29 protein-coding genes are annotated in these 26,080 nt (G+C 70.4%); 23 read left to right on the top strand and 6 right to left on the bottom strand.

The features are described from left to right. Positions 1 to 127: 127 nt before the first annotated feature. Together AW273_RS32835 and AW273_RS32840 are read right to left on the bottom strand one after the other, a co-directional pair. Positions 128 to 493 carry a hypothetical protein gene (locus AW273_RS32835; RefSeq protein WP_232327713.1) on the bottom strand — a complete coding sequence of 122 codons (366 nt, stop codon included), beginning with the start codon at positions 491 to 493 and terminating at the stop codon, positions 128 to 130. Continuing rightward, positions 490 to 930 carry a hypothetical protein gene (locus tag AW273_RS32840; protein WP_232327714.1) on the bottom strand — a complete coding sequence of 147 codons (441 nt, stop codon included), beginning with the start codon at positions 928 to 930 and terminating at the stop codon, positions 490 to 492. The genes AW273_RS32835 and AW273_RS32840 overlap by 4 nt, the downstream gene beginning before the upstream one ends. Positions 931 to 1,011: 81 nt before the next feature. Between AW273_RS32840 and AW273_RS32845 the strand changes: the two genes are divergently transcribed. From AW273_RS32845 to AW273_RS32900, 13 genes are all read left to right on the top strand, one after another. Further along, positions 1,012 to 1,737, top strand: a complete 726-nt coding sequence (locus AW273_RS32845) for an ABC transporter ATP-binding protein (protein WP_232327715.1) — start codon at positions 1,012 to 1,014, stop codon at positions 1,735 to 1,737. After that, positions 1,734 to 2,459: an ABC transporter permease gene (locus tag AW273_RS32850; protein ID WP_062356956.1), complete on the top strand. Its 726-nt coding sequence runs from the start codon at positions 1,734 to 1,736 to the stop codon at positions 2,457 to 2,459. The genes AW273_RS32845 and AW273_RS32850 overlap by 4 nt, the downstream gene beginning before the upstream one ends. Before the next feature lie 9 nt (positions 2,460 to 2,468). Then, positions 2,469 to 3,269, top strand: coding sequence for a pyrroline-5-carboxylate reductase (gene proC / locus AW273_RS32855; RefSeq protein WP_083950226.1), 801 nt, complete (start codon positions 2,469 to 2,471; stop codon positions 3,267 to 3,269). Positions 3,270 to 3,340: 71 nt separating this feature from the next. Beyond that, entirely contained in the window at positions 3,341 to 4,540 is a 1,200-nt protein-coding gene (locus tag AW273_RS32860; RefSeq protein WP_232327716.1) for an MFS transporter, read from the top strand. Positions 4,541 to 4,606: 66 nt separating this feature from the next. After that, positions 4,607 to 5,926, top strand: coding sequence for an efflux RND transporter periplasmic adaptor subunit (locus tag AW273_RS32865; protein WP_198168482.1), 1,320 nt, complete (start codon positions 4,607 to 4,609; stop codon positions 5,924 to 5,926). Then, a complete protein-coding gene (locus tag AW273_RS32870; protein ID WP_062356966.1) occupies positions 5,923 to 6,603 on the top strand; it encodes an ABC transporter ATP-binding protein in 681 nt (226 codons plus the stop codon). The genes AW273_RS32865 and AW273_RS32870 overlap by 4 nt, the downstream gene beginning before the upstream one ends. Further along, a complete protein-coding gene (locus AW273_RS32875) occupies positions 6,600 to 7,784 on the top strand; it encodes an ABC transporter permease (RefSeq protein ID WP_062356969.1) in 1,185 nt (394 codons plus the stop codon). Before AW273_RS32870 ends, AW273_RS32875 begins: the two co-directional genes overlap by 4 nt. 21 nt (positions 7,785 to 7,805) lie before the next feature. Continuing rightward, positions 7,806 to 8,990: an acetoin utilization protein AcuC gene (locus AW273_RS32880; protein ID WP_062356971.1), complete on the top strand. Its 1,185-nt coding sequence runs from the start codon at positions 7,806 to 7,808 to the stop codon at positions 8,988 to 8,990. Further along, positions 8,987 to 9,757 carry a phosphatase gene (locus tag AW273_RS32885; protein ID WP_062356974.1) on the top strand — a complete coding sequence of 257 codons (771 nt, stop codon included), beginning with the start codon at positions 8,987 to 8,989 and terminating at the stop codon, positions 9,755 to 9,757. Before AW273_RS32880 ends, AW273_RS32885 begins: the two co-directional genes overlap by 4 nt. Positions 9,758 to 10,060: 303 nt before the next feature. Then, positions 10,061 to 10,264, top strand: a complete 204-nt coding sequence (locus AW273_RS32890) for a helix-turn-helix domain-containing protein (protein ID WP_030456159.1) — start codon at positions 10,061 to 10,063, stop codon at positions 10,262 to 10,264. A gap of 138 nt (positions 10,265 to 10,402) precedes the next feature. Then, positions 10,403 to 10,501, top strand: a complete 99-nt coding sequence (locus AW273_RS36760) for a 30S ribosomal protein bS22 (RefSeq protein ID WP_018654693.1) — start codon at positions 10,403 to 10,405, stop codon at positions 10,499 to 10,501. A 29-nt stretch (positions 10,502 to 10,530) separates the two neighbouring features. Continuing rightward, complete coding sequence (locus AW273_RS32895; RefSeq protein WP_439648648.1) at positions 10,531 to 11,517, top strand: NAD-dependent epimerase/dehydratase family protein; 987 nt, start codon at positions 10,531 to 10,533, stop codon at positions 11,515 to 11,517. Further along, complete coding sequence (locus AW273_RS32900; protein WP_232327717.1) at positions 11,514 to 12,335, top strand: lysophospholipid acyltransferase family protein; 822 nt, start codon at positions 11,514 to 11,516, stop codon at positions 12,333 to 12,335. The genes AW273_RS32895 and AW273_RS32900 overlap by 4 nt, the downstream gene beginning before the upstream one ends. Here the strand turns inward: AW273_RS32900 and AW273_RS32905 are convergent. The 3 genes from AW273_RS32905 to AW273_RS32915 all read right to left on the bottom strand — a co-directional run bounded on the left by AW273_RS32905 (position 12,332) and on the right by AW273_RS32915 (position 14,647). Continuing rightward, positions 12,332 to 13,198, bottom strand: coding sequence for an HAD family hydrolase (locus tag AW273_RS32905; protein WP_062356980.1), 867 nt, complete (start codon positions 13,196 to 13,198; stop codon positions 12,332 to 12,334). The genes AW273_RS32900 and AW273_RS32905 overlap by 4 nt on opposite strands. A 57-nt stretch (positions 13,199 to 13,255) precedes the next feature. Beyond that, a complete protein-coding gene (locus tag AW273_RS32910) occupies positions 13,256 to 13,930 on the bottom strand; it encodes a DUF5667 domain-containing protein (protein WP_157556408.1) in 675 nt (224 codons plus the stop codon). An 81-nt stretch (positions 13,931 to 14,011) separates the two neighbouring features. After that, positions 14,012 to 14,647: a sigma-70 family RNA polymerase sigma factor gene (locus AW273_RS32915; protein ID WP_062356988.1), complete on the bottom strand. Its 636-nt coding sequence runs from the start codon at positions 14,645 to 14,647 to the stop codon at positions 14,012 to 14,014. A 166-nt stretch (positions 14,648 to 14,813) separates the two neighbouring features. Between AW273_RS32915 and AW273_RS32920 the strand changes: the two genes are divergently transcribed. Next, on the top strand, positions 14,814 to 16,403 hold the full coding sequence (locus AW273_RS32920) for an antibiotic biosynthesis monooxygenase (RefSeq protein ID WP_062356991.1): 1,590 nt from the start codon (positions 14,814 to 14,816) through the stop codon (positions 16,401 to 16,403). Here the strand turns inward: AW273_RS32920 and AW273_RS32925 are convergent. After that, a complete protein-coding gene (locus AW273_RS32925) occupies positions 16,393 to 16,632 on the bottom strand; it encodes a glutaredoxin family protein (RefSeq protein WP_062356994.1) in 240 nt (79 codons plus the stop codon). The two genes, AW273_RS32920 and AW273_RS32925, sit on opposite strands and share 11 nt — an antisense overlap. A gap of 157 nt (positions 16,633 to 16,789) precedes the next feature. On the opposite strand from AW273_RS32925, the gene AW273_RS32930 reads away from it, so the two are divergent. The 9 genes from AW273_RS32930 to AW273_RS32970 form a co-directional block, all read left to right on the top strand. After that, on the top strand, positions 16,790 to 17,488 hold the full coding sequence (locus AW273_RS32930) for a redox-sensing transcriptional repressor Rex (protein ID WP_030456151.1): 699 nt from the start codon (positions 16,790 to 16,792) through the stop codon (positions 17,486 to 17,488). Beyond that, on the top strand, positions 17,485 to 18,765 hold the full coding sequence (locus AW273_RS32935; RefSeq protein ID WP_062356997.1) for a glutamyl-tRNA reductase: 1,281 nt from the start codon (positions 17,485 to 17,487) through the stop codon (positions 18,763 to 18,765). Before AW273_RS32930 ends, AW273_RS32935 begins: the two co-directional genes overlap by 4 nt. Then, positions 18,762 to 19,667, top strand: coding sequence for a hydroxymethylbilane synthase (hemC, locus tag AW273_RS32940; RefSeq protein ID WP_269750276.1), 906 nt, complete (start codon positions 18,762 to 18,764; stop codon positions 19,665 to 19,667). The genes AW273_RS32935 and hemC overlap by 4 nt, the downstream gene beginning before the upstream one ends. Then, a complete protein-coding gene (locus AW273_RS32945) occupies positions 19,664 to 21,244 on the top strand; it encodes a bifunctional uroporphyrinogen-III C-methyltransferase/uroporphyrinogen-III synthase (protein WP_062356999.1) in 1,581 nt (526 codons plus the stop codon). The genes hemC and AW273_RS32945 overlap by 4 nt, the downstream gene beginning before the upstream one ends. Positions 21,245 to 21,264: 20 nt before the next feature. Then, positions 21,265 to 22,251, top strand: coding sequence for a porphobilinogen synthase (hemB, locus tag AW273_RS32950; protein WP_062357002.1), 987 nt, complete (start codon positions 21,265 to 21,267; stop codon positions 22,249 to 22,251). Positions 22,252 to 22,351: 100 nt separating this feature from the next. Continuing rightward, entirely contained in the window at positions 22,352 to 22,975 is a 624-nt protein-coding gene (locus AW273_RS32955) for a bifunctional DNA primase/polymerase (RefSeq protein WP_062357004.1), read from the top strand. Positions 22,976 to 22,986: 11 nt separating this feature from the next. Beyond that, positions 22,987 to 24,279: a glutamate-1-semialdehyde 2,1-aminomutase gene (gene hemL / locus AW273_RS32960; RefSeq protein WP_062357047.1), complete on the top strand. Its 1,293-nt coding sequence runs from the start codon at positions 22,987 to 22,989 to the stop codon at positions 24,277 to 24,279. 188 nt (positions 24,280 to 24,467) lie between these two features. Next, positions 24,468 to 25,388, top strand: a complete 921-nt coding sequence (locus AW273_RS32965; RefSeq protein ID WP_062357007.1) for a LysR family transcriptional regulator — start codon at positions 24,468 to 24,470, stop codon at positions 25,386 to 25,388. 71 nt (positions 25,389 to 25,459) lie between these two features. Continuing rightward, positions 25,460 to 26,080 (top strand): histidine phosphatase family protein (locus AW273_RS32970; protein ID WP_062357050.1); only part of this gene is annotated, 621 nt, incomplete at its 3' end.

The raw sequence follows: 26,080 nt of genomic DNA on the forward strand, positions 1-26,080 counted from the left end.
ACTCAAGTCTCGGTGAGTACGACAGCCCTTGTCAAACGCTGTCCTGTCAACGGTCTTGAGTCTAGTGGGCTCAACTCTCAGCGCGAGCGGAATGTTCCCGGGATATCCCTGATTCGACCCTTAGGGGTTACCTGGCGCCGTCGAGGATCACCCGCTTCCCCACGGGGTTCTTGAGCCTCACGTACGTGGCCTTCTTGATCGCCATGGCCACGCACATGCCGGCGTCCTTGACCGAGCCCTCGTACAGGGTGATCCGGACCGTCTTCCTGGTCTCCTTCACCGTGACCCTGGTCAGCACGGTGCACGGCTCGACGCCCGACCACCACACGACGCGCACCCCGCGCATGTGGGGCTTGGCGCTCAGCCACCGCACCTTCTTCGGCGAGAGGGCGCCCTTCTGGACCTTCACCACCTTCGGCCCGGGAGCGGCCTGCGTGGGGGTGGCTGGAACGAGCAGCGCGGCGACGGCCGCGGCGACGACTAAGAGTCTCACTTGGCACCATCCACGACTTTCCGGCCGGCCAGGGGCTCGGCCAGCTTGACGAACGTCTCCTTCTCGATCGCGATCTCGATGCAGGCCGCCTCGGGGTCGGTGGTGCCCTCCCAGAGGGTCACCGTCACCTCGGTGCCGGACTCCTTCACGTCGACGCGGTCGAGGGTGTAGCAGGGCTCGACCCCCGAACTCCAGGAGATCATCACGCCGTCTCCCGCGGGGGTGGCGCGGGTCCAGGGCACCTTCCGTGGTTCCACCGTGCCGCCCTTGGGCTGCACCAGCTCGGGCCCGGGGCTCGGCATGGCCGAGGCCGGCGGGGTGGCGGGCTGGTCGGGGCCGATCGGCGAACCGCTGTCCACGGCGTCTCCCTTTCCGCAGGCCGCGGTCATGATCACGGCTGTGAGCATGGTCGCGGTGGCGAGCCAGATCCTTCTCATGCCCGTATGACGGGTCTCACTCGGAAGGGGTTCAGCAACCCGTTGACTCCGGTATGGGCCCCGGTTTAATTTCATCACATGATGAGTTCTGCTGAACCCGCGATAGCCGTCACCGGGCTGCGGGTCGTCCGTGGAGCCCGCGAGGTGCTCCACGGGTTGTCGTTCGAGGTGCCGAAGGGCCAGATCACCGGGTTGCTGGGCCCGAGCGGCTGCGGCAAGACCACGCTGATCCGGTCGATCGTGGGCGTGCAGGTCGTCGCCGGGGGCGAGGTGACCGTGCTGGGGCGTCCGGCGGGCTCGGCCGAGTTGCGCCGGCTCATCGGTTACTCCACCCAGAACCCGGCGATCTACCGTGATCTGTCGGTCGTGGAGAACCTCCGCTACTTCGCCGCCGTGCTCGGCGCGCCGAAGACCGACCCCGCCCGGGTCCTCCAGGAGGTCGGCCTCGAAGGGCACGCCGACCAGCTCGGCGGCACCCTGTCGGGTGGTCAGCTCAGCCGGGCCAGCCTGGCGGTCTCGCTGCTGGGGTCGCCGCGGCTCCTCGTGCTCGACGAGCCGACCGTCGGGCTCGACCCGGTGTTGCGCAAGGAGTTGTGGGAACTGTTCGGCGGCCTGGCCGAGCGGGGCGTGACGATCCTGATCTCCAGCCACGTCATGGACGAGGCCGCCCGCTGCCAGCGCCTGATCATGCTGCGCGAGGGCGACATCCTCGCCGACGACAGCCCGGAGGGTCTGCGCGCCCGCACCGGCACCGCCGACCTGGAGCAGGCCTTCCTGCGCCTCATCGAAGAGAGGCAGCCGGCGTGATCACGCTCGCCACGGCCCGCCGGATCCTGGCCCAGCTCCGCAACGACCACCGCACGGTCGCCCTCATGGTGCTGGTCCCGAGCCTGATCATGATCCTGCTCTACTACGTGATCGACAACGGGCTCGTCTTCGCCCAGTGGGCGCCGGCACTGCTGTCGATCTTCCCTTTCCTGGTGATGTTCCTGGTCACCTCCATCGCCACCCTCCGCGAGCGCACCTCCGGCACGCTGGAGCGGCTGATGGCCTCCCCGCTGCGCCAGCTCGACCTCCTCCTCGGCTACGGCCTCGCGTTCGGCGCCGCCGCCGTACTCCAGGTGGCCCTGGCACTGACGGTCTCGCTGACCTGGCTCGGCCTCGACCTGCGGGGAGACCTCTGGGCGCTGGTCCTGGTCGCCCTGCTCAACTCGCTCCTGGGCACCGCGCTCGGCCTGTTCTGCAGCGCGTTCGCCCGCTCGGAGTTCCAGGCGGTCCAGTTCATGCCGCTGGTGATGATCCCGCAGCTCCTCCTCGGCGGGATCATCGTGCCGCGCGACCAGATGGCGACCGTGCTGGAGTGGATCTCCAACGTGCTGCCGATGTCCTACGCCCTGGAGGCCATGAAGCTGGCCGTCATGAGCGGCGACCTGGGCTCCGACTTCTGGCGCGACATCGCGGTGGTGGCCGGATCGGTTCTGCTGGCCCTGGTTCTGGGCGCCGCGACGCTGAAGAGGCGCACCCCGTAAACTGCCCCCGTGATCGCGATCCTGGGCACCGGCAAGATGGGTGAGGCTCTGCTCTCCGGCCTGGTCCGGGCGGGGCGGGCGGCTGACCAGATCATGGTCACCACCCGCCGGCCCGACCGGGCCAAGCAGTTGGCGGAGACCTACGGCGTCAAGGTGGTCACCAACCTGGAGGCGGCCGAGCAGGCCGACGCGCTGATCCTGGCGGTCAAGCCCCAGGACATGGGCACCCTGCTTCGCGAGATCGCCCCCGTGGTGCCGTCAGACCGGCTGGTCATCTCGGTCGCGGCGGGCATCACCACCGACTTCGTGCAGGCCAGGCTGGGCGGGCCGATCCCGGTCGTCCGGGTCATGTCGAACACGCCGGTGCTGGTCGACGAGGCGATGAGCGTGATCTCGGCCGGCGCCCACGCGAAAGAGGAGCACCTCAAGCTGACCGAAGACCTGCTCAGGCCGGTCGGCAAGGTGCTGCGCATCCCCGAGTCCCAGCAAGACGGCGCGACCGCGCTCAGCGGCTCGGGCCCCGCCTACTTCTTCTATCTGGTCGAGGCCATGGTCGACGCGGGCATCCTGCTCGGCATGCCGCGGGCGGCGGCCCTCGACATGGTCAAGCAGTCGATCGTGGGCGCGGCGATCATGCTGCGCGACTCGGGGGAGCACCCGGTGATCCTCCGCGAGGCCGTCACCTCGCCCGGCGGCACCACCATCGCCGCCATCGCCGAACTGGAGCGCCACCGCGTGCGCGCCGCCTTCCTCGATGCGATCGAGGCGGCCCGCGACCGCAGCCGCGAGCTGGGCGGCACGAACAAGTAGCCCTCGCTACCCGCGGTGACCAGGCGAAAAGGGTTTATTAGTTAGGAAGCTTTCCTTATAGGCTGAGGCGAGTGGTCGTACTCTCCCCGGCGCGCCTGTGGACGCGTGACTTCTCCCTCTACTTCGTCGGCCGGGCGGTCGCCCTCATGGGCGACGCGATGTTGCCGGTGGCGGTGACGCTCGGCGTCCTCGGCATCTACGGCCCGGTGGGGGTCGGCGTCGTCCTGGCGGCGTGGATGGCGGCCTTCGGGGGCCTGGTGCTGTTCGGCGGGGTGCTCGCCGACTGGTTCACCGCCCGGCGCATGATGATCTTCGCGGACGTCCTGCGCGTCGCCACCCAGCTCACCATCGCGGTGACCTTCTTCGCCGGGCAGCCCCCGCTCTGGCTCCTGATCACGATGTCGTTCCTGAGCGGCCTCGGGGCGGCGCTCTTCCAGCCCGGCGTGAACAGCATGATCCCGCAGATCGCCGCCGACCCCCAGCGCGCCAACGCGACCCTCCGCGTGGCCGACGCGGTGGCCCGCCTCATCGGCCCCGGCGTCGCGGGAGCGATCGTCCTGTTCGGCGGCCCCGGTGTCGTGTACGCCATCAACGCCGGAACGTTCCTGGTCAGCGCTCTGTGCCTGCTCGCGATGCGGGTGAGGCCGACCAAGACCGAGGCGACCTCCCTGATCGGCGACCTGCGGGAGGGCTGGGCCGAGTTCCGGTCCCGCACGTGGATGTGGTCGGTCATCCTCGTCTGGGCGGTCTACGGGATCGTCCTGTTCGGCCCGATGTGGCCGGTCGGCGCCCAGGTCATCTCCGAGGCCGACGGCGACGCCGCCTACGTCATGGCCATCACCGGCGAAGGCCTCGGCAGCATCCTCGGCGGCCTGGTGGCCATGCGCTACCGCCCGGCCAGGCCCCTCTTCTCCGGCGCGGTGGCGATGGTCGCCTTCATGGCCATGCCCCTGGTCGTCGCCCTGGCCGCCCCGGTCCCGGTGATCGTCACCGGTTACACCCTCGCGGGCGCGGCCTGGGCCTTCTGGTCGGTGATGTGGGCGACCAGCGTCCAGACCCAGGTTCCGGGCGAGGTGCTCAACCGCGTCACCGCCTACGAGGTGGCGGGTTCGGTGCTGAGCATCCCCATCGGCCAGTCCCTGGGCCCGATCGTCGGTGAGGCGATCGGCGCCCGGACGGTCATCTGGGCCGGCTTCTTCGCGGGCCTGGCCGGCATCGGCGTGCTCCTGTCGATCCGCCCGGTCAGGAACCTGCGCGCGGTGGGCCGCTGACTCGGGGACCGGCACGGCCGGGATCTACGATGAGCAGTTGTGGTGATCCGGCGTGGTATCCCCCTGTTGGCGCTCCTTCTCGTGTTATCCGCCTGCACGGCGGAGGAGGCGCCCGTCGTGCAGACCGCGACCGTGGCGCGGGCGCCCGTCAGCGAGGTGGTGGAGGCCCCGGCGACCGTGGGGGCGCGGGCCACCGCGAGCCTCACCTCTCCCGCGGCCGGGACGGTCGCCAAGCTCTACGTCTCCGACGGCGACACCGTGAAGAAGGGTGAGATCCTCGCCCGCATCAGCGCGCCGCAGGCCCGCGACCGGCTGAAAGAGGCCAAGAAGGCCGACCGGCAGGCGGCGAGGCCGGTCTCGTTCGGGGGCGCGCCGAGTGTGCCGTCGCTGCGGCTGCCGAACGGGATCGACCCCCACGTCCGGAAATCGTTCGCGCAGGCCCGGCAGGCGGCCCGCAAGGTCGAGGACAAGGCCATCCGCAGGCACCTGCTGTCGGCCATCGACCTCGCCGAGAAGCAGCACCGATCCCAGCAGAAGGCGCTGAACGGGATCGTCGGCGGCCTCAACCGCATGCTCGCCTCGTTCACCGGGCAACTCGGCGCGGGCATGAGCGGGCTCTCGTCGTCGATGAGCTCCCTCCAGGCGGCCTCGCGCAGCCAGACCCGGGCGGCCGTGAAGGCCGCGGAGGAGACCGTCGAAGGGCTCACGGTCAAGGCGCCGTTCGGCGGGGTCGTCACCCTCGGCGGCGGTGGCGGGTCGGCCACGCCTGCCCTGCCCGATCTGGCCGAGCTCGTCTCCGGCGGCGGTGTCCCGGCCCAGGCGGCCGGCAGTTCGGCGGGCACGATCGCCGAGGGTGTCCCGGTGGGCCAGGGGGAGGCGCTGCTGACCGTCACCGACGTCTCCGAGCTGAACCTGCGGGCCGACGTCGACGAGACCGACGTGCTGCTCGTCGAGAACGGCACCCGGGCCGAGGTCGAGTTCGACGCCGTGCCCGGCGCGGTCTACACGGCCGAGGTCACCGGCGTCGGGGTCACGCCCCAGGAGGGCGCGACGGGCGGCGTCAGTTATCCGGTACGCCTCTCGCTCGCCGAAGGCCGGTTCGACGACGGCTCCGAGGCGCCCGACCCCAAACCCGGCATGAGCGCCGTCGTCCGGATGATCGTCAAGGAGTCGCCCGCGGCCGTCGCGGTCCCGGCCGCCGCCGTGGTCACCAGCGGGCGCGACACCGTCGTCTGGGCCGTCGTCGGCGGCCGGGCCGAACGCCGGACCGTCACGCTCGGCGCGGAAGGGGACGCCTTCGTGGAGGTCGTCAGCGGGGTGCGGGTCGGCGACCGGGTCATCACGCGAGGGGCCGACGGCGTGCGTCAGGGGCAGGAGATCTCGTGACCGCCTTCGAGGCCGCAGGGTTGACGAGGTCGTACCAGCTCGAAGGCGTGACCGTGGACGCGCTGCGCGGCGTCGACCTGACCATCGGCGACGGCGAGTTCGCCGCGATCCTCGGGCCTTCTGGGTCCGGAAAATCGACCCTGATGCACCTGCTCGGCTGCCTCGACCGGCCGACCTCGGGGGTGCTGAGGGTGGGCGGCGTCGACGTATCGACCCTCGACGACACCAAGCTCGCCGAGCTGCGCAACCGGATGATCGGCTTCGTCTTCCAGTCGTTCCACCTGCTCGCCCGCACCTCCGCCCTGGACAACGTGGCGTTGCCGCTCGTCTACCGAGGGGTCGCCAGGGCCGACCGGCGCAAGCGGGCGAGGGCCGCTCTGGAAGCGGTGGGCCTGGCCCACCGGCTCGACCACCGCCCGTCGCAGATGTCGGGCGGCGAGCAGCAGCGGGTCGCCATCGCCCGCGCGCTCGTCGGCGACCCCCAGGTGGTCTTGGCCGACGAGCCGACCGGCAACCTCGACACCCGCAACGGCGACGAGGTCATGGCCCTGCTCGAACGCCTCAACGCCGACCAGGGCGTGGCGATCGTGCTGGTCACCCACGAACCCGAGGTCGCCGACCGGGCCCGCAGGCAGATCCACGTCAGAGACGGCCTGATCGAGCGGGACGTCGCGTGAGGAGCGCCGAGGCCTTCCGGATGGCCCTCGAAGCGCTCCGGGTCAACCGGCTGCGCAGCGCCCTGACCATGCTCGGCGTGATCATCGGCGTGTCGGCCGTGGTGATCCTGGTCGCCATCGGCACCGGCGCGAAGGACGCCATCGAAGACGAGATCTCCGGGCTCGGCTCCAACATCATCCTGGTCGTGCCCGGCCAGCTGAACTTCCAGGCCGCCCCCACCCAGAGCCGCCTCGACCTGTCCGACGTCAACTACGTGCGGAGGGTCGTCGGCGACCCGGGCCGGGTGACCGTGTCGGTCCAGTCGGGCGAGAACGTCCGCGTCGGCCGCAACGAGGCGTTCGTCACCGTCGTCGGCACCGACGAGAACATCCCCAACGTCTTCGAACGCCCCCTGAAGAGAGGCCGCTACCTCACCGAGACCGACATCGACACCCGCCGCCGCGTCGCCGTTCTGGGCTCCGAGGTATCGGAGCAGCTCTTCGGCGACCTCGACCCGGTCGGGAGACAGGCCACGATCGCCGGGGTGCGCTTCCGGGTCGTCGGCGTGTACGAGAAGGTCGGCGCCACCTTCGGGGTCGCGCGCGACCGGGAGACCCACATCCCGGTCACCACGGCCCAGCGGCTGCTCGGCGTCCAGCGCGTCAACGGCATCGCCATCGGCGCCTCGGGCCCCGACGTGATCGACTCCCTCGGCCAGAAGGTCGTGGACGCCCTGACCACCCGCTACCCCGACGAGAAGTTCTCCGCCGTCACCCAGACCCAGCTCCTCGGCACGATCGGCACCGTCCTCGGCATGCTGACCGGCGTGCTGGCCGCCATCGCCGGCATCTCACTGCTGGTCGGCGGGGTCGGGGTCTCGAACATCATGCTGGTCAGCGTGCGCGAACGCACCAAGGAGATCGGCCTGCGCAAGGCCCTCGGCGCCCGCCAGCGCGACGTGCTGGGCCAGTTCCTCATCGAGGCCGTGCTGCTCACCACGATCGGCGGCACCATCGGCATCGCGCTCGGCGTCGGCGGCTCACTGCTGATCGAGGCGCTCTCTCCCGTGCCCGCCTCGATCACCCTCTGGTCGATCCTGCTGGCCTTCGGCGTCTCGGCCGTCGTAGGGGTCTTCTTCGGGGTCGCCCCGGCCCGCCGCGCCGGGCGGCTCGACCCGGTGGTGGCGCTCCGGGCCGAATGACCGTGCGGTAATTTGCTGGCTATGAGCGACTTCGCGCGTGGCGCCTGCGGACCCGTGCGGGTCGTCTGGGACGACGCCCTGACGTCGTACGACTTCGGTCCCCATCACCCGCTCGCGCCGGTGCGGGTCGAGTTGACCATGGCGCTGGCGCGGGAGCTCGGCGTGCTCGACACGGTCGAGATCGTGCCCTGTGCCCCGGCCACCGACGACGATCTCGCGAGTGTGCACAAGCGCGACTACATCGAGGCGGTCAAGCGGGTCTCCGAGGCGGGGCGGCCCGACCTGCGGGCAGGGCTGGGCACCAGCGACAACCCGGCCTTCGCCGGCGTCCACGAGGCCTCGGCCCTGATCGCCGGGGCGACGCTGGAGGCCGTGAAGCAGGTCCACCAGGGCGGCGCGACGCACGCGCTGAACGTCGCCGGGGGCCTCCACCACGCCATGCCCGCCACGGCCAGCGGTTTCTGCGTCTACAACGACCCGGCGGTCGCCATCGCCTGGCTGCTCGGCCAGGGGGTCGAGAAGGTCGCCTACGTCGACGTCGACGTCCACCACGGCGACGGCGTGCAGGCCATGTTCTTCGACGACCCACGGGTGCTGACGATCAGCCTCCACGAGTCGCCGCGCACGCTCTTCCCGGGCACCGGCTTCGCCGAGGAGACCGGGGCCGAGGGGACGGCCGTGAACGTGCCGCTCCCGGCCGGCTGCGGCGACGCGGGCTGGCTGCGCGCTTTCCACGCGGTGGTGCCGCCGCTGCTGCGCGAGTTCGCCCCCGGCTTCCTGGTCACCCAGCACGGCTGCGACTCCCACGCCCTCGACCCGCTGGCCCACCTGATGTTGTCGCTCGACGGCCAGCGGACGGCGTACCGGGAACTGCACAAGCTGGCCCACGAGACGGCCGGTGGGCGGTGGCTCGCCACCGGCGGCGGGGGATACGAGCTGGTCCAGGTGGTGCCGAGGGCCTGGACCCACTTGATCGCCGAGGCGGCGGGCGCTCCCGTCGAGCCCGACACCGCCACCCCCGAGGCGTGGCGCGAGTTCGTCCGCGCGCGGACCGGCGAGTTGCCGCCGCTCACGATGACCGACGGCCGCACCCCCGAATATCGGCCCATCTCCGAGGGTTACGACCCGGCCGATCCGATCGACCGCGCGATTATGGCCACCCGGAACGCGGTCTTCCCCTACCACGGTCTGGATCCCCTGCCATGACGCGAGCAGAGCTCATCGACCACCTCGTCCGCACCCGCATCGCCGGTGACGTCGCGACGAGCCGTGAGAACAACCTCGACCACTACCGGTCGCTCGCGGTGCGCGACCCCCACTACATGTTCGGGCTGACCTTCGAGGGCGCCTGGACCTACCGCGACGTCCTCGATCTGATGGCCAAGTCGGCGGGCGTGGTGGCCGATCCCGGCCACCGGTCGGGCCAGGACACGATCGACCCCGAGCGGACCGTCGCGGCGCTCGACGCGATGGGCGACCGGATCGCGGCGGCGCTACGGCGGCCCGACCCCAAGATGATCATCGCCACCGGGCATCCGACCGGGCTGATGGTCGTTCACATGGCCATCGCTCGTTTCGTCGTGACTCAGGGGGCGACTCTGCTTACCCCGGCGGAAGGGTGGACGTACCTTCCCGGTTCGTTCGGCCGCCGGCGCTCGATCCGCTACATCGACGACGTCGCCCTCCTCGACGACGGCGGTGCCCTTGTGCACACGCACGACTCCGCTCCGATGCGGCAGATGCTGGCCGAGCAGAGACCGGATTTCGTCATCGCCGACCACGGCTGGGCGGGCGCGGCGGGGGAGGCCGGCGTCGAGACGGTCGGGTTCGCCGACTGCAACGATCCGGCCCTTTTCGTGGGAGAAGCCGAGGGGAAGATCGCGGTGACCGTGCCCCTGGATGACAACGTGCTGCCCCGCTATTACGGACCGTTGACCGACTACCTGCTCCGACGTGCGGCGGCCGGCCTTTAGGGGCGTCCCTTTTCTGGGGTTTCACGCCCGCTTTTGCACTGGTGTGTCGACCGGTTGCCAACTTTTTGGTGATCCTGGGCGACTCTAATGTGAGAGAAGTTGGTCCGTTCCAAGATCAAGGCGAGGGGCACGGTCCGGCTGCTGGCCAGCGTTTTTCGGTGTTTCTCGGGCAAGATCCCCCGATGGCTGATGAAATGGGGGGTTTGCCTCCGTGAAGTCCCGACTTACGCTGACAGCAGTACACGTGCGTGAGCAATGGCACCAGTGGGGATAACCCGGAAACACGTGCGGAAGAGGCGTCCGATGGGTGCAGGCGAAAGACCTCTCAGCGAGGTGAAGTTCCTGACGGTGGCAGAAGTGGCCACCGTCATGCGGGTGTCCAAGATGACGGTGTACCGGCTCGTGCACTCGGGCGAGTTGCCGGCCATCAGGGTAGGCCGGTCCTTCAGAGTGCCCGAACAGGCGGTGCACGACTATCTGAGGGACGCTTTCATCGAGGCTGGATGAAGTGACCTGTAGCGACTAGCGATACCAAGGGCAACACGGGTTCCCCCAGGGGAACGATCAACCATGGATCGCCGGTAGGCTGTTGTGCCGGTGTGCGCTCGCGCACCGGTACGACGTCTATCTTCACCTGGGGGTCCCGTGGGCTCTGTGATCAAGAAGCGCCGCAAGCGCATGGCCAAGAAGAAGCACCGCAAGCTGCTCAAGAAGACCCGCATCCAGCGGCGTAACAAGAAGTAGCCCAGCGCGGTCCCTGCGAGGAAGAGTCTATGAGTCCCGTGACCCGGACAGTCCTGGTCACCGGGATATCCCGGCACATCGGCGCTCGGCTGGCGAGCGTCCTCGCAGCCGACCCGGCCATCAGCCGGGTCATCGGAGTCGACACGGTGCCGCCGACGTCGCTTACGCGTGATGGCGGCGCCCAACTCAATCCCCTGGGCCGCGTCGAGTTCGTCCGCGTCGACCTGCGCAGCGCCGACATCGCCCAGGTCATCGCGGCGGCCGACATCGACACGGTCGTCCACATGAGCCTGATGAGCGGGCCGGCCGGAAGTCGTCCGGCGATGAAAGAGCACAACGTCATCGGCACGATGCAGTTGCTCGCGGCCTGCCAGCGCTCCGAGACGGTGCGCCGGGTCGTCGTCCGCTCCACCACGGCCGTCTACGGCTCCTCGCCCACCGATCCCGCCGTCTTCACCGAGGACAGCGAGCCGGTGGAGGTTCCCCACACCGGCTACGGCAAGGACGCGTTCGAGGTCGAGGGCTACGTCCGCGGCTACGCGCGGCGGCGGCCCGACGTGGTGACGACGACCCTGCGGTTCGCGAACTTCATCGGGCCCAAGGTCGACTCCCCGCTGACCCGCTACTTCCGGGCGCCGATCCTGCCGACCGTGCTCGGCTTCGATCCGCGGCTCCAGTTCGTCCACGAGGACGACGGGGTCGAGGTGCTCCGGCGGGCCGCGCTCGACGATCATCCCGGTGTCTTCAACGTCGCCGGTGACGGCGTGCTGCTGCTCTCGCAGTGCCTGCGCCGGGCCCGGCGGTTCTGGATCCCGGTGCCGGCCCCGGCGTTCCGGTTCCTGGGCGAGGGCGCCCGCGCGCTCGGGCGCATGGATTTCACGCCCGACCAACTGGCCCTGATGAGCCACGGCCGGGTGGTCGACTCGGGCAAGCTGGCCGACGAGTTCGGCTGGGTGCCCAAATTCACCACCGCGTCGGCGTTCGACGACTTCCTGCAGACCCGGAGCACGCGGTGAACGCCGAAGAACTCCTCACCTTCGCCGCACGCCGCATCTCGGGCCGCTACGAGGTCGACGAGTTCGGCTACGACGCCGAGCTCAACGACAAGGTCATCCTCGAACTGCTCCGCCCGCTCTACCGCCACTGGTTCCGCGTCGAGACCATCGGCCTGCACAACCTGCCGCCCGACGGCGCGCTCGTCGTCGCCAACCACTCGGGCACCCTCCCGGTCGACGCCCTGATGCTCCAGGTCGCCCTCCACGACGAGGCCGGGCGGGCGGTCCGGCTGCTGGGGGCCGACCTCGTCCACCGGCTGCCGCTGCTCGGCCACCTGTCCCGCAAGACCGGCCACACCCTGGCCTGCAAGGAAGACGCCGACCGGCTGCTGCGCAAGGGCGAACTCGTCGGGGTCTTCCCCGAAGGTTTCAAGGGCATCGGCAAGCCCTGGTCCCAGCGCTACAAGCTCCAGCGGTTCGGCCGGGGCGGGTTCGTCGCCTCCGCGATCAGAGCCGGGGTGCCGATCGTGCCGTGCTCGATCGTCGGGGCCGAGGAGATCTACCCGAAGATCGGCGAACTGCGCCTGCCGGCCCGCCTGCTCGGCCTGCCCTACCTGCCTATCACGCCGCTGTTCCCGTGGTTCGGCCCGCTCGGGCTGGTGCCGCTGCCGTCGAAATGGCTGATCGAGTTCGGCGAGCCGATCAGGTCTGACGAGGTCGACCCCGCCGAGGCCGACGACCCGATGGTGGTCTTCGAGCTGACCGACCAGGTCCGCGAGACGATCCAGCGCTCGCTCAACGCGCTGCGGCTGCGCCGCGGACCGGCCTTCTTCCTCTAGTGCTTCCTGTAGTGGCGTCGCAGGGCCAGCCCCGCCGCCACGCCGCCCGCGATCGCGCCCGCCGTCGCCGCGATGGGCAACCCGATCATCGTCGCCTTGCGGGTGGTGCGGAAGTCGCGCACCTGCCAGCCCCGCTCGCGGGCGTGTTCGCGCAGCTCCGTGTCGGGGTTGATCGCGTAGGGGTGGCCGACCAGCGACAACATGGGCAGGTCGTTGGCCGAGTCGCTGTAGGCCGAGCAGCGGGTCAGGTCGAGCCCCTCACGCCGGGCCAGCGCCCTGACGGCCTCGGCCTTGGCCGGGCCGTGCAGTAAATCGCCCACCAGATGGCCGGTGTAGGCGCCGTCCTTGGTCTCCGAGACGGTGCCGAGCGCGCCGGTCAGGCCGAGCCGACGGGCGATGACGTGGGCGAGCTCCACCGGCGTCGCGGTGACCAGCCACACCCGCTGGCCGGCGTCGAGGTGGGCCTGGGCCAGCGCGCGGGTGCCCGACCAGATGCGGTCGGCCATCACCTCGTCGTAGATCTCCTCGCCCAGCAGCACGACCTCGTCGACCTTCAGCCCGGCGACGAACGCCAGCGCCATCTCCTTGGCCTTGGCGACGTGGTCGGGGTTCTCGTTGCCGCGGACCCGGAACATCGCCTGCCCGACGGCGAACTTGACCAGGTCGCCGGTGGTGAACAGGCCCCGGGCCGCCAGGCCCCGGGCGAAGTGGTAGATCGACGCGCCGCGGACCATGGTGTTGTCGACGTCGAAGAATGCGGCGGCGGTCGGATCGGGCTCGGCGCTCGGGGCCGGCAACGCGGCCGCGGCCGCCACCTCACCCGCGAGTTCCGCCGCTTCGCGCCGTCTCAGTAGCCGCTTCATAACCTCCGAGCTTAACCGCTGGGGTCCCTTCGACCGGTTGCCCGCGCGTGAACAGCGCTAGTTGCCCGCGGGCCCGGCGTAGCCGTCGATGAGGCTGAGATATTCGGTCGCGATCTCGCGGTTCTCGGCGTCGAGTTTCGGCACCATCTTCTCGACGACCTTCTTCTGCTCCCGGGCGAACCGGCGGACCTTCGCGGGCGGCTTGGTCGGCTGTTTCACCTTCTCCAGCGCGAGCCGCGTGGTGCTGTCCATGTCTTCGAGCGTCTGCCCGATCAGTTCCTCGCGGTCGGGCGTGGCGGCCTTCAGCAGTTCGGCCGCCTCGGCGGCGCGCGAGCGGGCCACCGTCATCTGCCGGTCGGCGCGCTCGGCCTCGCTGCGGGTGAGGGTCAGCAGCGTCGACTCGGCCGCCCGCTTCAGCGGGTAGAGCACCTCGCCCGGCCCGGCCGAGTAGGTCACCGCGGCGACCGACATGGTCGCCGTGACCATCGCGCCGAGCGCCAGCCACGGGCGCAGCCGCACCAATAGGGGAACACGCCGGATGCGCGGCCGCGCGTGGGCCGGCCCGGGGCGCGGCGGCGCGGCACGTTCTTCCTGGTGTGTACGCAGTAACTCGGCCCGCAGCCCTTCGCGGAACTCCGCCCGGGGCCCGGCGGCCTCACGGCGGCCGAGTTCCTCCAGCCGGGCGGCGATACGCGCGGCACGCCGCGCACGCGGAAGACGCCACCACCCCATCGCCAGAGCTCCCGCTCGAAGATCCACCCACCCCTGCGAATAGACCAACGACAACGCGTCGGAGGGGTTACGGGGTGTGTCTCAACTGAGATCTTTCGGCAGCGACCTGGCCAGCGCCTTGATGGCGCGGAACTGGAGGGCCTTGATCGCACCGCTCTTCTTGCCCATCGCGGCGGCGGTCTCGGCGAGCGACATGCCGTACAGGAACCGCATGATCACGCACTCCTGCTGCTCGGGGCCGAGCTGCTGGACGGCGCGCATGACGTGCTCGTTCACCATGTTGGTGATCGCGGCGTTCTCGGGGATGTGGGGGCCGTCGAGCGGGGTGTCGAGGACCTCGGCGGTGGAGACCTCAAGGCGGCTGCGGCCCGACTTGTAGTGGTCGGTGATCAGGTTGCGGGCGATCGTCACGAGCCAGGCGCCGAAGTCGCGGCCCTGCCAGGTGAAGTCGGAGATGTTGCGCAGCGCGCGCAGGAACGTGTCGCTCGTCAGGTCTTCGGCGAGGGGGTGGGAGCCCACGCGGAAGAAGACGTACCGGTAGACGAGGTCGACGTACCGGTCGTAGAGCTGCCCGAAGGCCTCGGTGTCGCCCGTCTTGGCGCGCAGCACCAGCGTGCGCATCTCGTCGAACTCGGGCGAGACCGCCTCGGGCGCGGACTGCAACGCTCCAGAGCCGACCGAAGGGGCCAGCCCGGCTAACGACCAACTGTTCAGCATCCGGATATCCCATGGGATAGGGGAAGTCGGCGTGCTCGCCACTCTAGAAATCTCCCATAAATTACACAATGAGGGCTCTCTCTGTAATCCCTTCCGTAACGGATGCTTCCGACGAGTCTCGCTGGCTGGGCGTGTGGACAGGGACAGGCCATAGAGTTGGTCCGTCATGGAACTCGTTGTCGCAGTCATCGCGTTCGCGGGGGCGATCCTCGCCGCGGTCACCACAGGCGTCCTGGTCGGGCGGATCCGTGAGGAGTCCTCCGGCTGGCTCGTGGCGTGGGCGATCACCACGGTCGCGGTGTGCCTCGGGCTCGGCGCGATCGCCATCGGCGGCCTCCTCGGGTTCGGCCCGCTGACCTTCCGCGTGTTCCAGATCGGCGGCGCGCTGCTGGCGCCGTTGTGGCTGGCCGGTGGACTGATCCAGTTGCTCGCGGAGTCACGGTCCGCCCGGCTCGGCGGCTGGCTCCTGGCCGGCGGCCTGAGCTTCGTCGGCGTGGTCATCATGGCCCTCGACCCCGTGCAGAACGGCTTCAACAAGACGCTGCCGATCGCCACCGACAAGTGGGACATCCCGCCCGAGTGGCTGCTGCGCGGCGTCCACGTGCTCGCTCTGCTGATCCTGTTCGTCGCGCTGGTCGTCGCGCTGATCCGGATGCGTTCGGGCGACGACTACGACGCCGACAACATGAACGCCACCGTCGTGCTGGCCCCCATCGGCATGGCCGCGATCGGCTCCCAGCTCTTCCTGGTGCAGGGCATATTCGTCGTGGCGCTCCTGGCCGCCATCCCCGGCGGCATCTGGTACGCCGTCAACCGCCCCCTCGCCCCCTACGACGACGAGGAGGAACCGGCGCCGCAGCCCCAGCACCAGGGCCCGCCGAGCGGCCCGATGCCGGTGCAGCCCCAGCAGCCGGTCTGGCAGGAGCAGAGCCTCGGCCGCCGCGTGGCCGGCCTGCAGGCGCCGCAGCAGCCGATGGCCAGTCCCATGACGGGGTCCATGAGCGGGCCGATGAGCGCTCCCATGGGCGGGCCGCCGATGCCCACCACCGGCCCGCAGCCCGTGGTTCCGCCCGCCCCCCGCTCGGGCCTCGGCGACCTGGTCGCCGAATACCGCGCCGGCGAACAGCAGGGCGGCGGGTTCGACTACGCCTCCCGCATGCAGCCCCCGCCGCCGCAGCAGCCGCCGCCCCAGCCGCCGCTGCCCCCCGACTTCGGCGGCCCGGCGACCGGCACCCTCATGGCCGCCGACGCCTACAACCCCCAGGCCCACGAATATGGCATGCCGGTGCCGCCCCCGACGGCCTCCACCGAGTTCCAGATGCCGAACACCGGGGTGCTCTACCCGGGCCAGGTGCAGGCCGCCCAGTCGATGGCCGCGGCGCAGGTCCCGGCCCCCGCGACGGCGACCGGCTCGGTCCGGCCCTCGCCCACCATCTACGGCATGCTGACCGTCTTCACCCTGATGGACGGCGCCGGCGAGGCCTTCGACAGGCTGGCGGAAGAGACCGTCGAGCAGGTGCTCCGCAACGAGCCCGACACGCTCCTGTTCGTCTGCCACGGCGTGAAGTCGGCGCCGCTCCAGCGGCTGGTCTACGAGCTCTACCGCGACCAGACCGCCTTCCACGACCACCAGCGGCAGGCCCACATGGAGCGGTTCGCCACCGAGCGTCAGCCGCTGGTGCTGGCCACGAATGTGATCGAACTCACGGTCAACGCCGCCAAGGTCGTGCCGCTGCCCACGACGTTCAAGATCTGAGCGCCTGCCGCAGCCGGTTCTCGTCGACCCGCCAGTAGTCGTGCTGCACGCCGTCGACCAGTGTGACGGGAATCATCTCCCAGTATTTCGCCAGGTCGGCGGGGTTCTGTGTGATGTCGCGCTCGTCCCATTCGACGCCGAGTTCGGCCGCGACGCGCTCGATGACGGCGCGGGCGTCGTCGCACAGGTGGCAGCCGGGCTTGCCGAGCAGGGTGATGCGGTGAGCCATATGCCTACCGTATGGGGCGGATTCGGGACCGGCGGCCGGTCCTGACACCCTGGAAGTGAGCACGACAAGGGGGTCGCTCGACTTTGTGCATCACTTCACAAAGGCACTAACCTGGAAAGCGGCCCCGAAACCGATTCCCCCTCAGGAGTGCCGGCCTGTGATCCGCCGAACCCCGCAACAACCGCGTGAACGTGGCATCCCCGACGCGACCGTCGCCCGGCTGCCGCTCTACCTGCGTGCGTTGAACGGTTTGGCCGAGCGGGCCGTGGCCACGGTCAGTTCCGAGGATCTCGCGGTCGCGGCGGGGGTCAATTCCGCCAAACTCCGCAAAGATCTATCGCATTTGGGATCTTATGGAACACGGGGCGTCGGCTATGACGTTCAGTACCTCATCTACCAGATCTCCCGCGAACTCGGCCTGACCCAGGACTGGGCGGTCGCGATCGTCGGAGTCGGAAACCTCGGCCGGGCCCTCGCCAACTACGGCGGGTTCGTCTCCCGGGGGTTCCGGGTGGCCGGGCTGCTCGACGCCGACCCGGAGGTCGTGGGCGACCACATCGCCGGGCTCGTCGTGGAACACAGCGACGAACTGGAATCGGTGATCGCCAAACGGGGGGTGTCGATCGTGGTCATCGCGACTCCGGCGACCGCCGCCCAGGCGGTCTGCGACCGGGTCATCGCGTCCGGAGTGACGAGTATCTTGAACTTCGCCCCCGTCGTGCTCACGGTTCCTGCGGGCGTCGACGTCCGCAAGGTCGATCTGTCCATCGAACTGCAGATCCTCGCGTTCCACGAGCAGCGCAAGGTGAATGGGGGGCCCGTAATGGGCGAAGAATGGGCGGGGGAGGTCTCATGAGTCTGCTGATCGTGGGGCTGAGCCACCGGAGCGCACCGGTCTCGGTGCTCGAACAGGTGACGATCTCCGGCGAGGCCCTGGTGAAGCTCCTCCACGACGTGCGGCAGGACGCCCACGTCGCGGAGGCGATGGTGGTCTCCACGTGCAACCGGGTCGAGGTCTACGCCGAGGTCGACCGGTTCCACGGCGGGGTGTCGGCGATCACCACCCTGCTCGACCGCCACGCGGGGGCCGACCTGGCTCCTCATCTCTACGTCCACTACGAAGACCAGGCCGTGCACCACCTGATGTCGGTGGCCTCCGGGCTCGACTCGATGGTGGTCGGCGAGGGGCAGATCCTCGGGCAGATCAGGGCCGCGCTGCGGCTGGCCCAGCAGGAGGACGCGGTCGGCTCGATCCTCAACGAGCTGGTCCAGCAGGCCCTGCGAGTCGGCAAGCGGTCCCACAACGAGACTGGCATCGACCGCGCGGGCGCCTCCCTCATCGGTGTCGGCATCACCCTGGCCGAGACCGTGATCGGGCCCATCGAGGGCCGCCGGGCGCTGGTCGTCGGCGCGGGCTCGATGAGCGCGCTGACCGCCGCGACCCTCGCGCGGGCCGGGGTGACCGAGATCGTCATCGCCAACCGGACCTTCGAACGCGCCGAGCGGCTGGCCGAGACCGTCGGCGGCCGGGCCGTCCCCCTGTCGGAGATCACCGCCGAGCTGGCCACCGCCGACCTGGTCGTCACCTGCGTCGGCGCGGGCACCCGCGTGATCACCCCCGACATGATCCCCGCCCGGCAGGTCCCCCTGTTCCTGCTCGACCTCGCGCTGCCCCACGACATCGACACCGCCGTCCGGGGGTTGCCCCACGTCACCCTGGTCGACCTCGAAGACATGCAGCAGTCGGGCGCCGGGTCCGACGGCGGCCGGGCCGCCGACATCGCGGCCGTACGCCGGATCGTGGCCGACGAGGTCACCGCTTACCTCAACTCCGCACGCGCGGCCAAGGTGACGCCTACTGTGGTGGCGCTGCGCAGTCGCGCGGCCCAGGTGGTCGAGGCCGAACTCGGCCGGCTCCACTCCCGCATGCCCGACCTCGACGAACGTCAGCGCGACGAAGTGGCGCAGGCGGTCCGGCGGGTGGTAGACAAACTGCTCCACGAGCCGACTGTGCGTGTCAAGCAGCTCGCTGCGTCTCCGGCAGGCGATCATTATGCGGAGGCGCTGCGCGAGCTGTTCAACCTGGACCCGAAGGCGCCCGACGCCGTTTCCCGGATGGAGATCGAGCAGTGAACCTGAGGCTGGGCACCCGCAAGAGCCTGATGGCGACGACGCAGTCGCAGCAGGTGGCGGACCGGCTGACCGAGCTCACCGGCCGCGGCGTCGACCTCGTCGGGATCACCACCTTCGGCGACGTCACCAAGGCGCAGCTCTCCCAGCTCGGCGGCACCGGCGTGTTCGTCAGCGAGCTGCGCGAGAAGCTGGCCGCCGACGAGATCGACTTCGCGGTCCACTCGCTCAAGGACCTGCCGACCACCCCCGACCCCCGGCTCGTCCTGGCCGCGATCCCGCTGCGCGACGACCCCCGCGACGCGCTCGTCGGCTCCCGCAAGCTCGCCGATCTGGCGCCCGGCTCCCGCGTCGGCACCGGTTCGCCCCGCCGCATCGCCCAGCTCCGGCTGCTGCGCCCCGACCTCGACTACGTCCCGATCCGCGGCAACGCCGACACCCGGATCGGCAAGGTGACCTCCGGCGAGCTCGACGGGGTCGTGCTGGCCGCCGCCGGTCTGGCGCGGCTCCGGCGCGACGACGAGATCGCCAACTTCTTCGACACCGACGAGATGCTGCCCGCCCCCGGCCAGGGCGCGCTCGCGGTGGAGTGCCGGGCCGACCGGCCCGAGCTGATCAAGCTGCTGAGCACGCTCGACGACGCGCGCACCCGCGACGCCGTCATCGCCGAGCGTGCCGTACTCGCGGCGCTGGAGGCGGGCTGTTCGGCCCCCGTCGGCGCCTATGCCGTCGATGACGGCCACACGCTCACCCTGACCGCCACCGTGGTGTCCATCGACGGCGCCGCGGCGGTGCGGAAGTCCACCACCGGACCCGTCTCCTCGGCCATGGAACTCGGGCGCGAGCTCGCGGCCACCATGATCGCGGAGGGGGCCGGGCAATTGATGGGAGAGCAGGCCCATTGACCACATCAGAGCATCATGAGCATGGCATCGGGGGCTTCGTCGCCTTCGTAGGAGCTGGTCCCGGTGACGAGAACCTGCTGACGCTCCGGGGCGCCGATCTGCTGTCCAAGGCCGACGTCGTGGTCGTCGACCGCGAGTCGTACGGCCCGCTGCTGCGGCACTGCCGGGCCGGGGTCGACGTGCGTGACGTCGTGGCCGACCCCGACGCGCTGGCCGGCGCGGTCGGCGCGGCCAAGGCCGGGAAGCTGGTCGTGCGGGTGTGCCCGGGTGACCCGTCGTTCTTCTCCTCGGTGTCCGAGGAGGTCGCGGCGTGTTCGCAGGACGAGGTCGACTTCGAGATCGTGCCCGGCGTGCCGCCGGCCACGGCGGTGCTGACCTACGCCGGCATCCCGCCGGCATCGTCGGGGCCCGAGTTCCGGATCGTCGACGCGAGCCAGGTCGACGACTGGTCCAAGCACGCCTCGGTCGAGGGCACGCTGGTGATCTACAACGGGGTCGCCGAGGCGCCCGCGATCGGCAAGGCGCTGATCGCCGCGGGCCTGCCCGACTACACCCCGGTCGCGGTGACCAGCGACGGCACCACCACCGAGCAGTACACCGTGGTCTCCTCGCTGGGCCGTCTCGGCCCCGACCTGAAGCACGCCGGCATGACCGAACCGGCGCTCGTCGTGGTCGGCGACGCCGTGGGCCAGCGTGAGAAGCACTCGTGGTTCGAGACCAAGCCGCTGTTCGGCTGGCGTGTCCTCGTGCCGCGTACCAAAGAACAGGCCGCGGGCCTGTCCGAGCAGTTGCGGAGCTACGGCGCGGTGCCGGAAGAGGTGCCGACGATCTCCGTCGAGCCGCCGCGCACACCTCAGCAGATGGACCGCGCCATCAAGGGCCTGGTCACCGGCCGCTACGAGTGGGTGGCCTTCACCAGCGCCAACGCGGTCAAGGCCGTACGCGAGAAGTTCGACGAATACGGCCTCGACGCCCGTGCCTTCGCCGGGCTGAAGGTGGCCGCCGTCGGCGAGGCGACCGCGAGGGCCCTGGTCGAGTTCGGGGTCAAGCCCGACCTGCTGCCGACGGGCGAGCAGTCGTCCGAGGGCCTGCTGGAGGAGTGGCCGCCCTACGACTCGATGCTCGACCCGATCAACCGGGTGCTGCTCCCGAGGGCCGACATCGCCACCGACACCCTGGTGGCGGGCCTGACCGAGCTCGGCTGGGAGTGCGACGACGTGACGGCCTACCGGACCGTGCGGGCCGCGCCGCCGCCCGAGGAGATCCGCAACGCCATCAAGAGCGGCGGCTTCGACGCCGTCCTGTTCACCTCGTCCTCGACGGTGCGCAACCTCGTCGGCATCGCCGGCAAGCCGCACAACGTCACGGTGATCGCGGTCATCGGGCCGCAGACCGCCAAGACGGCCGAGGAGTTCAACCTGCGCGTCGACGTGATGGCCGACAAACCCTCCGCCTCGGCGCTGGCCGCCGCACTGGCGGAGTATGGTGCCAAGCAGCGCCAGGCGGCCGTCTCCGCCGGCGAGATCCCGCGCCGCCCCTCACAGACCCGAAGGGGTGCCCGGCGACGTCCCAAGTGACCTCAGAAGGTGGTTTTCGCATGAGTGCCGAGTTCCCGGTCGCCCGCCCGCGACGGCTGCGCCGCAACGCTCCGCTGCGCCGGATGGTGGCCGGGACCCGGCTTCACCCGGCCGAGCTGATCCTGCCGATGTTCGTCAAGGAGGGCATCGCCGAGCCGGCTCCGGTGGGGTCGATGCCCGGGGTCGTCCAGCACACCCGCGAGAGCCTCCGCAAGGCCGCCCACGACGCCGCCGAGGCCGGCGTGGGCGGTGTCATCCTGTTCGGCATCCCGGCCGTCAAGGACGGCCGGGGCTCCGGCGCCGACGACCCCGAGGGGATCGTCCAGCTCGCCCTGAACGATCTGCGGAGCGAGGTCGGCGACGCGCTGGTGGTGATGTCCGACACCTGCCTCGACGAATACACCGACCACGGCCACTGCGGCATCCTGACCGAGACCGGCGAGGTCGACAACGACCTGACCCTGGAGCGCTACGCCGCCGCCGCGGTCGCCCAGGCCCGCGCCGGCTCCCAGGTGATCGCGCCCAGCGGCATGATGGACGGCCAGGTCGGCGCGATCAGGGCCGCCCTCGACGCCGACGGCCACGCCGAGATCCCGATCCTGGGCTACTCGGTCAAGTACGCCTCGGCGTTCTACGGCCCCTTCCGCGACGCCGCCGAATGCGCCCCCCAGTTCGGCGACCGCAGCGCCTACCAGCAAGACCCGGCGGGCCCGGTCGGCGAGGCGCTGCGCGAGGTGCGGCTCGACCTCGCCGAGGGCGCCGACGCCGTCATGGTCAAGCCCGCGCTGGCCTACCTCGACATCCTGCGCCAGGTCAGAGACCTGGTCGACGTCCCGGTGGCCGCCTATCAGGTATCGGGTGAATACGCCATGGTCGAGGCCGCCGCCGCCAACGGCTGGATCGACCGCGACCGCGTGATCATGGAGTCGCTGATCGCGATCCGCCGCGCCGGAGCCGACCTCATCCTCACCTACTGGGCCACGGAAGTGGCACGGCGGCTCGGCTAGGCGGGGGTTTTCCCGGGGTCGCCCTGCGAAGATCCGGTCGGTCCGGGCATTATCGGGGGCAACAGCCCGTTTTTTCTCTGTGGGGGAGGAACAGCATCTGATGGTCGGGGTCCCGCTCGCTCGCCGTTCGAAACGCCGCGCGCACCGAATACCGCACCGGCTCGAAGCGGTGGTCGACTATGCCCGGCTGGGCTGGGCGAGTTGTCTGGGAGCTCATCCGCTGCGCGAGGGGCAGCGGGCGTGCTCGTGTGACCGTGTGGGCTGTCCGGATCCGGGCGCCCATCCGCTGTCGCCGGCCTGGCGTATGCAGGCCACGACCGACACGGCGCAGCTCACCCGGTGGTGGGAGCAGGAGCCGGAGGCGAACGTCATCCTGCCCACCGGACGGGTGTTCGACGTGTTCGACGTCCCGGCGGACCTCGGAATGTCCGCCCTGACCTCGCTGGAGTCTCCAGGCCCGGTTGCCGCAAGCGGCGACCGGGTTCTTTTTTTCGTGGCCACGCGTGGCAACCCCGACGACGAGGACGAGTGGTGGACGTCGTCGATCGACCACGCTCCGGAGACGATCGAATCCAATCCGGGGCTGCGCTGGCACTGCCGTGACTCCTACGTCCTGGCACCGCCGTCGTCGCTGGTCGGCGGGGGGACGGTTCGGTGGCTCCGGCCGCCGGACGGGCGCCCGCTGCCCGATCCGCTGCGCGTGCTGGACGTGCTCGCCGACTAGGCTCGGTGGCCGTGAGTCGTACCGATGAATCAGCGGCCCTGTTCGCGCGGGCCAAGGAGATCGTGCCGGGTGGGGTCAACTCGCCGGTCCGGGCGTTCAACTCGGTGGGGGGCACGCCCCGCTTCATGGCGTCCGGGCAGGGGCCCTACATCACCGACGCCGACGGGAACACCTACGTCGACCTGGTCTGCTCGTGGGGGCCGATGATCCTGGGCCACCGCCACCCCGCGGTGGTCGAGGCGGTCACCGCGGCGATGTCGGGCGGGTTCTCCTTCGGCACGGCGACCGAGGGCGAGGTGCTGCTGGCCGAGGAGATCGTCTCCCGGGTGGCGCCGGTCGAGAAGGTGCGCCTGGTCAGCTCGGGCACCGAGGCCACCATGAGCGCGGTACGGCTGGCACGCGGCTTCACCGGCCGCTCGAAGATCGTCAAGTTCGCCGGCTGCTACCACGGCCACGTCGACGCCCTGCTGGCCTCGGCCGGGTCGGGCGTGGTGACGTTCGGCCTGCCCGACACCCCGGGCGTGACGGGCGCGGCGGCGGCCGACACGCTGGTGCTGCCCTACAACGACCTGGCGGCGGTCGAAGAGGCGTTCACGCTCCACGAGATCGCCGCGGTGATCACCGAGGCGTGCCCGGCGAACATGGGCGTAGTGCCGCCCGTCGAGGGGTTCAACCGGCGGCTCAAGGAACTCTGCGCGGCCAACGGAGCGCTGCTCGTCGTCGACGAGGTGCTGACCGGTTTCCGGGTCTCGGCCGAGGGGTGGTACGGCCTCGACCCGGTGGACGCCGACCTGATGACCTTCGGCAAGGTCATGGGCGGCGGGTTGCCCGCCGCCGCGTTCGGCGGACGGGCCGACGTGATGGCCCGGCTGGCCCCCGAAGGGCCGGTCTACCAGGCGGGCACCCTGTCGGGTAACCCGCTGGCGTGCGCGGCCGGTCTGGCGACGCTGCGGAACTGTGACGCCGACGTCTACGCGCGGGTCGACGCCGCCGCTCTGGCCGTCGGCGACGCCGCCTCCGGCGCGCTCGCGGCCGAGGGTGTCGCCCATCGGCTGCAGCGGGCCGGGAACCTGTTCTCGGTCTTCTTCACCGAGGGCCCGGTGACCGACTTCGCGTCGGCGAAGACCCAGAACACGGCCGTGTTCACCGCGTTCTTCCACGCGATGCTCGACCAGGGCGTCTATCTTCCCCCGTCGGCCTTCGAAGCCTGGTTCCTGTCGTCCTCCCATGACGACGGAGCACTGTCGAAGGTGGTCGACGCTCTTCCGGTCGCGGCCAAGGCCGCGGCCCAGGCTGCTGGTTAGGCGCCCCGGGCGCGGCTCTTGGCGCGCGACTGGCGAGCGTTGGCGGCCAGCGTCTCCAGGTAGGAGACGCGGGCGGCGGTGGACTGCTTCGTGAAGAGGTTGTTGATGATTCGCATGTCTTCATCATGCAACGCTTAATAGTTGAGGACAAGCGAGATTTTCTTAGGTGGACCCTTTAGACTGGCTACATGTTGGACTTGCATCGGTTGAAGGCCCTGCACGCGGTCGCCACCTACGGCTCGGTCGGCGCGGCGGCCGAGGCGCTGATGGTCACGCCCTCGGCGATCTCGCAGCAGCTCGCGAAGCTGGAGAAGGAGACCGGCGCGGTGCTCGTCGAGCGCAACGGCCGCGGCGTGAAGCTCACCGACGCCGCCGGCCTGCTCGCCGAGCACGCCGAGAAGATCCTCGCCCTGGTCGAGACGGCCGAGGCCGACTTCGAGGCGCTGCGTGGCGCGGTGGTCGGGCGGTTGTCGATCGCGGCCTTCCCGACGGCCGCGCGCGGCATCTTCCCCGCCGCGCTCAAGCTGCTCAACGAGCAGCATCCCGACCTGGGCATGTTGTTCTGGGAGCGCGAGCCCGAGCGGCAGATCCGCGAGGTCACCCGCGGCGAGATCGACCTGGCGGTGGTGCAGGACTGGCTGAACCGCCCGATGGCCATCCCCGAGGGCCTGTCGCGGGCCACCCTGCTCGACGACGTCGCCGACATCGCCGTGCCGGCCGACCACCCGCTGGCCGACCGGCGCGAGATCTCGCTCTCGGAGCTGCCCGACGACCGGTGGATCACCTCGGTGCCGGGCACGGTCTGCCACGACTTCCTGCTGTTCCTGGTGCGGTCGGCGGGCAAGGAGCCCGACATCGTGTGCATGGCCGACGAATATCCGACCCAGCTCGCGCTGGTCGCGGGCGGCCACGGCCACGCGCTGATCCCGCGGCTCGGGCGCGGCGTCCTGCCGGAAGGGGTCCGGGCGATCCCGATCCTGCCCCGGCCGACCCGCCGCATCTACGCCCTGTGGCGTACCGACGCGGCCCGGCGGCCGGCCATCCGGGCCGCCGTCGACGCGCTGCGCACGGTCTGCGGCCACTTGGAGACCACACTCGAGCTCGTCTGAGGCATTCCGATCCGACTCTTCGGCTGGCCTGACGCCGTCTCGTCGTTTCCCGCGAGTAGGCTGGCGCCACCATGACTGAGACGACCGTCGTTCACCTGTTGCGCCATGGTGAGGTCTACAACCCGACCGGGGTCCTCTACGGCAGACTGCCCGGCTTCCACCTGTCGGACAACGGCCGGGCGATGGCCGACATGGTGGCCAAGTCGATCGCCAACCGCGACATCGTGACCCTGTGGAGCTCGCCGATGGAGCGCGCCCAGGAGACCGCCGCCCCCGCCGCCGAGGTGCTCAAGCTCTCCGTGCTCCTCGACGAGCGGCTGACCGAGGCCATGAACGTCTTCGAGGGCAAGCAGGTGGCCAACGACAACCGCGCCTTCTTCCGCGATCCCCGCAACTTCTGGCACTTCCGCGACCCCCGCCGCCCCTCGTGGGGCGAGGCCTACCGCGACGTCGTGGCCCGCATGAAGTCGGTGATCGACGACGCCCGCGCCGAGTCCCGGGGCCACGAGGCCCTGCTGGTCTCCCACCAGCTGCCGATCTGGATCATCCGCCTGGCCGCCGAGAGCAAACGCCTCTGGCACGACCCCCGCCGCCGCCAGGCCAGCCTGGCCAGCCTGACCTCCTTCACCTTCGACGGCGACCGCCTCATCAGCGTCGGCTACAGCGAACCCGCCGCGGCGTTGCTCAAGAGC

The organism is Herbidospora yilanensis (genome assembly GCF_001570565.1).
Taxonomy (GTDB): Bacteria; Actinomycetota; Actinomycetes; order Streptosporangiales; family Streptosporangiaceae; genus Herbidospora; species Herbidospora yilanensis.